This window comes from Rhodobium orientis, assembly GCF_003258835.1.
GTDB classification, from domain to species: Bacteria; Pseudomonadota; Alphaproteobacteria; order Rhizobiales; family Rhodobiaceae; genus Rhodobium; species Rhodobium orientis.
In genome coordinates this window covers 1-10,505 of record NZ_NPEV01000089.1, presented here as the reverse complement: position 1 = coordinate 10,505, position 10,505 = coordinate 1, and the positions used below count along the sequence as shown (strand labels likewise).

At 62.6% G+C, this 10,505-nt stretch carries 9 protein-coding genes; 3 read left to right on the top strand and 6 right to left on the bottom strand.

Features of this window, described 5'->3' with window-relative positions; translation table 11 throughout:
• Nucleotides 1-229: 229 nt before the first annotated feature.
• Nucleotides 230-1,048, bottom strand: a complete 819-nt coding sequence (locus CH339_RS23030) for an HAD-IIB family hydrolase (RefSeq protein ID WP_111436757.1) — start codon at nucleotides 1,046-1,048, stop codon at nucleotides 230-232.
• 26 nt (nucleotides 1,049-1,074) lie between these two features.
• Nucleotides 1,075-2,778: an alpha-amylase family protein gene (locus CH339_RS23025; protein ID WP_111436756.1), complete on the bottom strand. Its 1,704-nt coding sequence runs from the start codon at nucleotides 2,776-2,778 to the stop codon at nucleotides 1,075-1,077.
• A 249-nt stretch (nucleotides 2,779-3,027) separates the two neighbouring features.
• Here CH339_RS23025 and CH339_RS23020 point away from each other — a divergent pair, with 249 nt between their 5' ends.
• Both CH339_RS23020 and CH339_RS24475 read left to right on the top strand, forming a co-directional pair.
• Nucleotides 3,028-3,555 carry a histidine phosphatase family protein gene (locus CH339_RS23020; protein ID WP_244668948.1) on the top strand — a complete coding sequence of 176 codons (528 nt, stop codon included), beginning with the start codon at nucleotides 3,028-3,030 and terminating at the stop codon, nucleotides 3,553-3,555.
• 448 nt (nucleotides 3,556-4,003) lie between these two features.
• Entirely contained in the window at nucleotides 4,004-4,444 is a 441-nt protein-coding gene (locus tag CH339_RS24475; RefSeq protein WP_146610285.1) for a hypothetical protein, read from the top strand.
• A 135-nt stretch (nucleotides 4,445-4,579) separates the two neighbouring features.
• Here CH339_RS24475 and CH339_RS23015 read toward each other — a convergent pair whose 3' ends face one another.
• Entirely contained in the window at nucleotides 4,580-6,538 is a 1,959-nt protein-coding gene (locus tag CH339_RS23015; RefSeq protein WP_111436754.1) for an acetoacetate--CoA ligase, read from the bottom strand.
• Between the two features lie 221 nt (nucleotides 6,539-6,759).
• On the opposite strand from CH339_RS23015, the gene CH339_RS23010 reads away from it, so the two are divergent.
• Nucleotides 6,760-7,002 carry a DUF6460 domain-containing protein gene (locus CH339_RS23010; RefSeq protein ID WP_111436753.1) on the top strand — a complete coding sequence of 81 codons (243 nt, stop codon included), beginning with the start codon at nucleotides 6,760-6,762 and terminating at the stop codon, nucleotides 7,000-7,002.
• Between the two features lie 432 nt (nucleotides 7,003-7,434).
• Here CH339_RS23010 and CH339_RS23005 read toward each other — a convergent pair whose 3' ends face one another.
• The 3 genes from CH339_RS23005 to CH339_RS22995 are packed head-to-tail and all read right to left on the bottom strand — an operon-like array spanning nucleotide 7,435 to nucleotide 10,440.
• Nucleotides 7,435-8,250 carry an ABC transporter permease gene (locus tag CH339_RS23005; RefSeq protein ID WP_111436752.1) on the bottom strand — a complete coding sequence of 272 codons (816 nt, stop codon included), beginning with the start codon at nucleotides 8,248-8,250 and terminating at the stop codon, nucleotides 7,435-7,437.
• Nucleotides 8,250-9,209 carry an ABC transporter permease subunit gene (locus CH339_RS23000; protein ID WP_111436751.1) on the bottom strand — a complete coding sequence of 320 codons (960 nt, stop codon included), beginning with the start codon at nucleotides 9,207-9,209 and terminating at the stop codon, nucleotides 8,250-8,252. The genes CH339_RS23005 and CH339_RS23000 overlap by 1 nt, the downstream gene beginning before the upstream one ends.
• Nucleotides 9,210-9,219: 10 nt before the next feature.
• Nucleotides 9,220-10,440 (bottom strand): ABC transporter ATP-binding protein, encoded by a 1,221-nt coding sequence (locus CH339_RS22995; protein WP_111436758.1) that lies wholly within the window; start codon nucleotides 10,438-10,440, stop codon nucleotides 9,220-9,222.
• Nucleotides 10,441-10,505: the final 65 nt, after the last annotated feature.

The window sequence follows — 10,505 nt, the reverse complement described above, 5'->3', positions numbered from 1 at the left end:
CGGCCTCCTCCGCCTATCCATGCCAAAAGTGTCAACCATCTCCCCGAACGCTGTAAGCCATCTCCCCGGGACATACACTTGGTCCGGGGTGACGGGAGAGGGTTGGGCCGGCCGAAGAGAACTCAAGAACCATGGGAGATCGTTGCCAACGTCGGCTGGATTGCCGCGCTCGCGTCGCTCGCTCGCAATGACGATTTTGCGTGAGATAGCGCCGGAAAAGGCCCCTGCCCTACACCTCGAACAGGCCGTAATGCACCGCGCCCTCGATGACGCCTGAGGTGTAGTAGCCGGAAAGGCCCATGACGCCGCCCTTGGCGAAGTAGGCTTTCAGGGCCGGGTTTTCGGCCATCGCGGCCTTGACCTGTTCGACGAGCTGGTCGTCGGCGTTGCGGACGAGCACGCCGGAAAAGCCGGCCGTCAGGGGGAAGATGTCGTTGCCGCTGTCGCCGCAAAAGACGACCTCGTCCTTCGGCGCGCCATGGGCGGCAGCGACGTATTCCAGGGCGGTTTGTTTGGTGGCGCTTTGCGGCAGGAAGTCGATGAGGCCGTTGCCGTTGGCGGAATCGAAGCTGTAGACGATGACCTCGTCGAACCTGCCCTTCACCCGCGCGTCGACCTCGGCGAGGATGCGGTCCCGGTCGTCATGGTCGGCGTAGTAGCTCTGCTTGAAGGGGCCGCAATGCTCGGCCTCCTGCTCGCGGATGCCGGCAATGCCGGAGACCGCGTCGCGCACGGCCGCCGCGTTCCAGTGCGGGCTGGTACGGCGGACATGGGCGTCCCAGCCCGGATCGTCGACCCAGATCCCGCCCTCGCGCTTCCGGATCGAGGTGCCGACGTCGCCGCACAAAAAGTCCGGATAGCGCACGCCGAATTCCGCGATCGCCTTTTCCGTCAGGTCGAGATTGCGGCCGGTGACGTAGACGACGAGGACGCCGTTCGTTTCCGTCAGCTCGTTGAAGAGCGGGATGGCGTCCGGGTCCGGCTCCCAGCTTCCGTTCGGCAGCAGCGTGCGGTCAAGGTCGGTCGCCAGGATCTTGGGCTCGCTCATCGGAGTTCTCCGGCTGGTGTCGTTGCTCAGCGGCGGTCGATGGTCTTTTCCCGGCCGTCGCCCGCGTCATAGGTAACAACGAAGCCGTGCGTCTTCAAATCGGCGTCGAGCCGGGCATAGGCCGGGCCGTTGATCCAGATCATCGCCAGATGGTGCGCCTCCGAGGGCTCCACCACCAGGCGGCCGGCAAAGGCGGGGAAGGTGTTGCGCAGCCGCATGAGCTTCAACTGGTCGCGCACCACCGGGCGTTCCAGGTCGGCCTCGATGTCGTCGAGGTCGAGCGTCGTGCGGTTGATCTCCTTGTGGCCGCCGGTGCCGCCGCGGTCGGCGGCGGCGTAGTCGTTCTTGCCGGCGAAGAGGTCGAGATACCAGACCTGCGGCAGGCCCGGCATGAACATCTGGATGGCGCGGGCGATGAGAAGCTTGCGGTCGCTCTCGCCGAGCGCGCTGTAGAAGGTCGCATTGACCTGGTAATAGGCGATCTTCTTGCCGTCGGGGCCGAACAGGTTCTTGACCCGGCCGCCGCGCTCCACGATGCGGTTCATCACCGCCTCGATCTCGTCGTCGGTCAGGAGCCCGCCGTCGGCCGTGCCGTCGCCCCGAAGATCCAGCACCGGAATGCCGTCATGGCAGCCGAGCATGTTGACGGTCTTGATGTTCTTTTCCTGGATGTCGGAAATCCAGTGGCGCAGCGGCCCGGAAATACCGCGATCGAGCGCGTCGATGACGAGGCCGGGGAAGAAGAAGTCGTAGATCAGGAAGCCCTGGCCGGCGACTTCCTCGTGCAGGCCCTCGCCATAGGCGGCGTGGATTTCCGGCAGCATCTTCAGGCCGCAGTCGTCGGCCATGCCCTTCAGGCGCGCCAGATAGTCCCAGGTGCCGGGCTTGTTGAAGAAATTGCGCTCGCCGCGCTCCTTGTGGAGATAGGCGAAGGCGTCGAGGCGGATCAGCCGGGCGCCGTAGCCGGCGAGCTTTTTCAGCGTTTCGCCGTAAAACTCCCAGACCTTCTCGGAGCGGGCGTTGAGGTCCATCTGTCCGAGATAGGTGCGCTTGGCCTCAACGACGTTCAGAACCTTTTCCCGCAGCTCCTCGAAATCGCCGAAATCGATCTCCGACAAGGGCTTCTTTTCGCGGATCGCGGTGTTGACCATGTCAACCACGGCCGCGCACTGCCAGGGCTGGGGATGGTCGACGCCGGCGACGTCCTCCGGCGTGATTTCCGGATAATTGATCTCCTGATAGAAGGTGTTCCAGTAGGGCCGCTCGCTGCCGTCGGGAAACCGCACATGGAGGATCGGCAGGCCCGGTTTCCTCATGAACAGCTTGTCGAGTTCTTCCTCGCTCGGGCCGTCCGGCGCCCAGAACTCGTTCCAGTCGATGAAGAAATCCTTGCACTCGGACTGGTCGCCCTTTTCCAGCATGTCGTGGAACTGCGGCGATCCGACCGACAGGTGATTGAGCACCAGGTCGAACTTCAGGCCGATGCCGAGCGCTTCCAGATCCGCCAGGTCGTCCGGCGAGGCCATGTCCTCCTCGATATCGTAGTCGATAATGGAGAAACCGCGGTCGAGGTCGCTGTGAAAGAAGGTCGGCAGCACATAAAAATAGGAAAAGACGTCTTTCAACTGCGGCTTTTTCAGCAATTCAATGCTGTCTGCCAGTCGTTTTCCGATACTGTCTGGATAGGCGTTGAAGATGACGCCCTGAAAGACGCCGCCGGATTCGGGCATGATTTATCCTGTTCCGTTCGACCGGGAAAGATCGATAAGATTTGCCTTGATTATAGCCTGGATGGGTAACGGAACGGTTACCCCGTTACCGCCAGAGACTATGGGGCGCCGGGCGGGCGTGTTCAACCGTGACAAATCCAACCGCCGGGTCGGAACCGTACCTTCGGCATGGTGACGTTTTGCAAAACAGCATGGGGTTTCCCGCCCCGGCAACGGGGACCGATCGCCGCGGCAGGCCTGGCAATTCTTTTGACGGGCCTCCTGGCATCGGGCGCGGCGCGTGCCGACCCGGCGCTTTGGGCCGGGATCAGCAGCGGCTCGGCCGTCGTCATGATGCGCCATGCGCTGGCGCCCGGGACCGGCGATCCGGCGGGTTTCGACGTCGACGACTGTTCGACGCAGCGCAATCTCTCCAAGGAAGGCCGCGAGCAGGCGCGCGCCATCGGCGACAGATTTCGGAAGAACGGCATCGACAGCGCCCGGGTTCTGTCGAGCGCCTGGTGCCGCTGCCTGGAAACGGCGCGGAACCTGAAGCTGGGACCGGCCGAGAACCTCCCTGCCCTCAATTCGTTCTTCGGAAATCGCGAGCGACGCGATCCGCAGACGGCAGCGCTGAAAGCGTGGCTTGCGGAGAATGCGGGCGGCGAGACGCCTGTGGTGCTCGTCACCCACCAGGTCAACATCACCGCCCTCACCGGCATCTATCCGCGCTCCGGCGAGATGGTGGTGCTCAGGGCCGGGTCCGATGGCGAGATCGAGGTGCTGGGGCGGCTTTGATGGGCATCCGCAACCCAAGGCAGAAATCTGGTACCTTGCTGCCGGTTCTTTCAGCTCGCCGGCGCTCTCATCCGGCGCAATGGTTTGCTGTAATCTAGCGTTCGATCTTTTTTGTCTGGCAATTAGGTTTATAGGAATGCGACTCGAAACGGATTTTGAGAAAAAGCATCCGACCATAAATCTGATGTTGGTCTTTCTGTTTTTAACCCTTACTTATTCTAATGGCTCTGATTACATATTTGTATCGGCATGCTTTATTTTTATCTTATATGTCATTCGATATATCTACCTTATTTTTGTTGTAAGGAAAGAAGAAAAATAGATGTCAATGTCTATTGTAGCGAACAGACCAGACCTGTGGTGCTGAAGCGCTCGTGTCCATCGTCATCGCCTGGTTTTGAATGAGTCCTCAACCAAGCTATTGTGCTCGCAAACACGGGAATATATTATGAAAATCCTATCTTTTCGTAAGATTTTCTATTTTTCCTTTGCCGCCCTGGCTCTTACCGGTGTGGCCGTGTTTCCTCAAAAAGCGACCCTCCCCCCCATTGATGAAGCCATTTCTTACGGGAGGAAGGAACTACAGGCATCCGTTTCAGATAAGTGCCGTGTCGACGGAAATATCGAATACGCATCCCATAGGACAACACAGTTCTTTGGAGAAAACCCAGACCAAGCGGCCTATTTGATAAGATATGATATTACCGTAAGAAAAAATGAAGGTAGTGCCTTTTTGCTAATCTGGGGAAGGACCAATATATTCAGAGAAATATTTCTATATGGAAAGCCAACACCTGTTTCCGACACAATAGGATATGATGTTAAATGCGGGAGACCGAAGAGATTGCCGAGCATTCTCTTCCGGCAACCGCCTGAGGTCCAGCCATAAGTGGGGTCCCTTGAGAGAGTTTCATGAGTGACGGTTTCCGGAAGGAGACCGTTGATTGGGCGCGACTATTTCTGGCTGACGGTCGAGCAGTTCGCTCGCCATATCGCCGCCGTCGTCGGCTTCTGGTCGTGAGCCTTAACTCTCCAACTCCTCCAGCCCGGCGAAGAACTCCAGCGCCGACGGGTTGGCCAGCGCCTCCTTGTTCTTGACCTCGCGGCCATGGACGACGTCGCGCACGGCGAGTTCGGTGATCTTGCCGGACTTGGTGCGCGGGATATCCTCCACCGCCACGACCTTGGCCGGCACGTGGCGCGGGCTGGCGCCCTGGCGGATCTTGGTCTTGATGGTTTTGGTCAGTTCTTCGGTCAGTTCCATGTCGTCGCGCAAACGGACGAACAGGACCACCCGGACATCGTCCTCCCAGGTCTGGCCGATGGCCAGCGCCTCGACCACTTCCGGGATCTGTTCGACGACGTTGTAGATTTCCGCCGTGCCGATGCGCACGCCGCCCGGATTGAGGGTGGCGTCGGACCTTCCGTGGATGATCATGCCGCCATGGGACGTCCATTCGGCGAAGTCGCCGTGGCACCAGACACCCGGAAAGCGCTCGAAATAGGCGGCGTGGTATTTTTCCCCCTCCGGATCGTTCCAGAACATGATCGGCATGGAGGGGAACGGCGCGGTGCAGACCAGTTCGCCCTTCTCTCCCTTGACCGGCGTGCCGTCCTCGGACCAGACGTCGGTCGCCATACCGAGCGTCGGTCCCTGGATCTCGCCCTTGAAGACGGGCTTGATCGGCACGCCGCCGACGAAGCAGGCGACGATGTCCGTGCCGCCGGAGATCGAGGCCAGGTGCAGGTCCGGCTTGATGGCGTCGTAGACGAAATCGAAGCTTTCCGGGGCGAGCGGCGAGCCGGTCGAGGTCATGACGCGGAGCGCCGGTAGCTCGTGGGTGTCGCGGGGCCTGAGGCCCGCCTTCTTCACCGCGTCGATGAACTTCGCCGAAGTGCCGAAGAGGGTCATCTTCTCGTCCCTGGCGAAGTCGAACAGCACGTTGCCGTCCGGATAGAAGGGCGAGCCGTCATAGAGCAGCAGCGTTGCCTCGCTGGCCAGCGCGGAGGCCAGCCAGTTCCACATCATCCAGCCGCAGGTGGTGAAATAGAACACCCGGTCGCCGGGGCGGATGTCGCAATGGAGCTGGTGCTCCTTGACGTGCTGCAGCAAAGTGCCGCCGGCCGAATGGACGATGCATTTGGGAACGCCCGTCGTGCCGGAGGAAAACAGGATATAGAGCGGCTGGGTCATCGGCAGCCGGGTGAAGGCGACGGGTTTTGCTTCGAACGGCGCGAGCGCCGCTGCAAGGTCGGTGGCGCGCGGCAGGCTCGATGCCACCTCTTCGGCGGCGCCCAGATAGTCGACGATGAGTACGGTCTCCGCGCTCGGCAGTTGCTCGACCACGGCCTTCAGCTTGTCGGCGACCTCGATCTTCTTGCCGTTGTACCAATAGGCATCGCAGGCGATGAACACCTTCGGCTCGATCTGGCCGAAGCGGTCGAGCACGCCGCGCTCGCCGAAATCGGGCGAGCAGGACGACCAGATGGCGCCGATGGAGGCCGCTGCCAGCATGCCGGCATAGGCCTCGGGCATGTTCGGCAGCATGGCCGCGACGCGGTCGCCGGGCTCGACGCCGGCGGCGAGCAGCGCCTGCTGCAATCGCGAGACGAGGGCGTTGAGGTCGGCCCAGGAGAGCCGGCGTTCCACCTTGTCCTCGCCGCGAAAGATCATCGCATCGCCGGCATCGTTGCGGCGAAGGAGGTTCTCGGCAAAGTTCAGCCGCGCCTCGGGAAAGAACGTGGCGCCGGGCATGGCGGCCGGGTTGTCGAGCACCAGTTCGCCCTTCTCGCCCCGCAGGCCGCAGAAATCCCAGACCGCATCCCAGAAGGCGGCCCGGTCGCGAACGGACCAGGTGTGGAGGGTCTCATAGTCGGCGAAGGGTCGCCCGACCTTGTCGGCGGCAAAGGCCATGAAGCGGGCCATGACGGTGTTCTTGATGCGGTCCGCCGACGGCGTCCAAAGCGGCGTTTCCTCGCTCACGCGTTTCCCTCCCGAACGGATTTGCTCTCGATGGCGGCACCGGACGGCGCTCGCATTCCCCTAATGCAAAGGCGTAGCACCGCGATTTGGCCGTTTCAACAAGGGCGCGCAATCGGACTGCCATTGCGTCTGGTAGCTGGATATTCACCAAGCGGAAAGGTTACCGAGCCAAACTGGTTGACGGACCCTTGGGGATAAACGCGGCAGGAACGACGGCTCCGATGTGGCGGCTGATCCTGACAGTCATGAAGATCCTGTTGGCGTCGCTGTTCGTCGGCGCCGCGCTGTCGGCGCTCGACATCTCCGCCGCCGACCTCCTCGCTGAAGTCGGCATGACGCCGGAGCGGGTCCTGCAACTCCTCACCGACGGGCTCACCTGGGCGGTGCCGAACATCGTGCTCGGCTCGATGGTCATCGTGCCGGTCTGGCTGGTGATTTTTCTGTTCCGGCCGCCGCGGGGGTAGGAGTACGCTCGGACAGAGTTCTCGTGCACAACATTTGACACAAACCCTGCGCCCATTGCCCCTCGAAACGCTGTAGCCCGTCGCAACCGTTTGCTGGATTGCCGCGTCGGCCTTACGGCCTCCTCGCAATGACGGAAACCGGAAATTCTCTTGGAATTTCAACGTCATTGCGAGCGCAGCGAAGCAATCCAGAAAGCGGCGCGCACCGACCCCCGACATACCGCACCGACAGGGGCAATGGGCCCCGGCTCTCCGCTTCGCTACGGCCGGGGTGACGGCAAAGGCTGTGGCAGCAGCACGCCATGACGGCAAAGCGGTCGCGGGAGGGCGGTTCTCCTCCATGGCAGTCGAGGCCACCGATCCATTTGCACGACCGGGAAAAGCCTAGTCACCGCCGGGTGAAGCTGCAAGCGTTGTGGTGCCTCGCCGCCCCTACTGCTCGGCCATCTGTGCCGCCCTCTGGCGGCTGACTTCCTGGCGCTTGGTGATCAGCGAGGTGGCGATGACGCCGATGGTGACGAGCGCGATGAGGATGGTGCAGACGGCGTTGATCTCCGGCGTCACGCCGAGGCGGACCTGGCTGTAGATCTTCATCGGCAGGGTCGTCGCTCCGGGACCGGTGGCGAAGCTGGCGATGACGAGGTCGTCGAGCGACAGGGTGAAGGCGAGCATCCAGCCGGCGATCACCGAGGGCAGGATGATCGGCAGGGTGATCTGGAAGAACACCTTGAAGGGCGGACAGCCGAGGTCCAGCGCCGCCTCCTCCAGGTCGCGGTCGAAGCTGAGGAGCCGCGACTGCACGACGACGGCGACGTAGCACATGCCGAAGGTGATGTGGGCGATGATGATGGTCCAGAAGCCGCGGTCGAGGTTGATGGCGACGAACATCAGCAACAGCGACAGGCCGAGGATGACGTCGGGCATGACCAGCGGCGCATAGACCATGCCGGAGAACAGGGTGCGGCCGGGAAAGCGGCCGTAGCGCACCAGCGTCAGCGCCGCCAGCGTGCCGAGCACCGTGGAGGCGCTGGCCGAGATCAGCGCGACCTTGATGGTCACCCAGGCGGCGTCCATCAGGCCCTGGTTCTCCAGCAGCGCGCCGTACCATTTGGTCGAGAACCCGGCCCAGACGGTGACCAGGCGGGACTCGTTGAAGGAGTAGATGACGAGGAGCAGGATCGGCAGGTAGAGGAACAGAAAGCCGACCGTGATGGACACGACATTGAAGGGGGAAAGGCCCTTTCGCATCAGTCGGCCTCCCCCTGCTTGGCAAGGCTGTTCTGGAACAGGACGATCGGGATCACCAGCACCAGAAGCAGGATGATGGCGACCGCGCTCGCCACCGGCCAGTCGCGGTTGGAGAAGAACTCGACCCAAAGCGTCTTGCCGATCATCAACGTCTCGGAGCCGCCGAGGAGATCGGGGATGACGAACTCGCCGACGATCGGGATGAAGCACAGGAACGAGCCGGCGACGACGCCGGGGATCGACAGCGGGAAGGTGATCTGCCAGAAGGCGCGCCCCGGCGGCGAGCCGAGGTCGGCGGCGGCCTCAAGCAGGGACTCGTCCATCTTTTCCAGCGAGGCATAGAGCGGCAGGATCATGAACGGCAGGTAGGAATAGACCATGCCGATATAGACCGCGATGTTGGTGTTGAGGATCGTCAGCGGGTCGGAGATGACGCCAACGTTCATCAGGAACTGGTTGAGGAGGCCCTCTTTCTTGAGGATGCCGATCCAGGCGTAGACGCGGATCAGGAACGAGGTCCAGAACGGCAGGATGACCAGCATCACCAGCGTCGGCCGCCAGGCCTTCGGCGCCCGCGTCATGCCATAGGCGACGGGATAGCCGACGAGCAGAATGAGGCAGGTGGAGACGACGGCGACGATCAGGCTGGAGACGTAGGAGCGGATGTAGAGCGCGTCGCTGGTCAGCCAGATGTAGTTTTCGAAGGAGAGCTGCTTGATCTTGCCCCACATCTCCAGGGCGCCGTCGGTCAGATCGAAGGTCGGCACATAGGGCGGGATGGCGACCGCGATCTCCGACAGCGACAGCTTGAAGACGATGAGGAACGGGGCCAGGAAAAAGATCAGCAGCCAGAGATAGGGAATGGCGACGACGAACCAGCGGGCCGGGCCGCGCTTGGCAAGCAGGACGTCGGTGGTGTCCGTGTCGTCGCTGGCGGGGACGGCGGTTTGGTCGCTCATCGCCCCGCCCCTATCTGGTCAGCACGATGCCGGCATCGGCATCGAAGGAGAGCCAGACCCGGTCGTCCCAGGAGATCGGCCGCTGGAGCAGGCGGGTGGTGTTGGCCTGCGCGGATTTCAGGGTCACACCGTCGCCGAGATGGACGTGGTAGATCGACATGTCGCCGAGATAACCGATGTCCCAGACCTCGCCGGCGATGCAGTTGCGGTGGGCCTCGGCCGGCTCGTCGAGGGTCAGGCGCATCTTTTCCGGGCGGATCGCGAACCAGGCGTCCGAGCCCTTGGCGATGTCGCCCTCATAGGCGGCCTCGATGGTGCCGTGCGGAGTGTTGAGGGTGACGTGGCCGTCGGCGCAGCGCTCCACCTTGCCCTCGATGATGTTGATATCACCGACGAAATCGGCGACGTAGCGGGAGTTGGGCTGCTCGTAGATCTCCGAGGGCGTTGCCACCTGGACGATCCTGCCGTGGTCCATCACGGCGATGCGGTCGGCCATCGTCATCGCCTCTTCCTGGTCGTGGGTGACGATGACGAACGTCATGCCGAGGTCCTGCTGCAGGTCCGTCAGCTCGAACTGGGTCTCCTCGCGCAGCTTGCGGTCGAGCGCGCCGAGCGGCTCGTCGAGCAGCAGCACCTTCGGCTTCTTGGCGAGCGAGCGGGCAAGCGCGACGCGCTGGCGCTGGCCGCCGGAGAGCTGGTGCGGCTTGCGCTTGGCGAAAGGCTCCAGCTTGACCAGCTTCAGCATCTCCGCGACGCGGTCGGCGATCTCCGCCTTCGGCATGCCGTCCTGCTTCAGGCCGAAGGCGATGTTGGTCTCCACCGTCATGTGCGGGAACAGCGCGTAGGACTGGAACATCATGTTGGTCGGGCGCCTGTAGGGCGGCACGCCGGCGAGCGGCTGGCCCTCCAGTAGCACATCGCCGACGGTCGGGTCCTCGAAGCCGGCGATCATCCGCATCATCGTCGTCTTGCCGCAGCCGGACGGCCCCAGAAGCGCGAAGAACTCGCGCTCGTAGATCGTCAGCGACAGGTCGTCGACGGCGGTGAAGGTGCCGAATTTCTTGGTGACGTTGCGAAACTCGATGAACGGCTTCGCCTTGGGGTCCAGCCACGGCGCAAAGACGCGCCGCACCGGACCGACATCGATATTAGCCACGGCCTTAAAGACCTCCCCTTGCCCGGACAGTCGCCGGGGGCAACGGCACCCCGGCGGGGGGCGGCGCGCCGGCATGTCGAGCGGTGCCACATAGATTTCGGTCGTCGCGCCGCCGTCGACATGCAGTTCTTCGTGCTCTG

Excerpts from the sequence above, each read along its gene's own strand:
- CH339_RS23030 (WP_111436757.1), bottom strand. The coding sequence starts at position 1,048 with ATGAGCGAGCCCAAGATCCTGGCGACCGACCTTGACCGCACGCTGCTG.
- CH339_RS23025 (WP_111436756.1), bottom strand. The coding sequence starts at position 2,778 with ATGCCCGAATCCGGCGGCGTCTTTCAGGGCGTCATCTTCAACGCCTAT.
- CH339_RS24475 (WP_146610285.1), top strand. The coding sequence starts at position 4,004 with ATGAAAATCCTATCTTTTCGTAAGATTTTCTATTTTTCCTTTGCCGCC.
- CH339_RS23010 (WP_111436753.1), top strand. The coding sequence starts at position 6,760 with ATGTGGCGGCTGATCCTGACAGTCATGAAGATCCTGTTGGCGTCGCTG.
- CH339_RS23005 (WP_111436752.1), bottom strand. The coding sequence starts at position 8,250 with ATGCGAAAGGGCCTTTCCCCCTTCAATGTCGTGTCCATCACGGTCGGC.
- CH339_RS23000 (WP_111436751.1), bottom strand. The coding sequence starts at position 9,209 with ATGAGCGACCAAACCGCCGTCCCCGCCAGCGACGACACGGACACCACC.
- CH339_RS22995 (WP_111436758.1), bottom strand. The coding sequence starts at position 10,440 with ATGCCGGCGCGCCGCCCCCCGCCGGGGTGCCGTTGCCCCCGGCGACTG.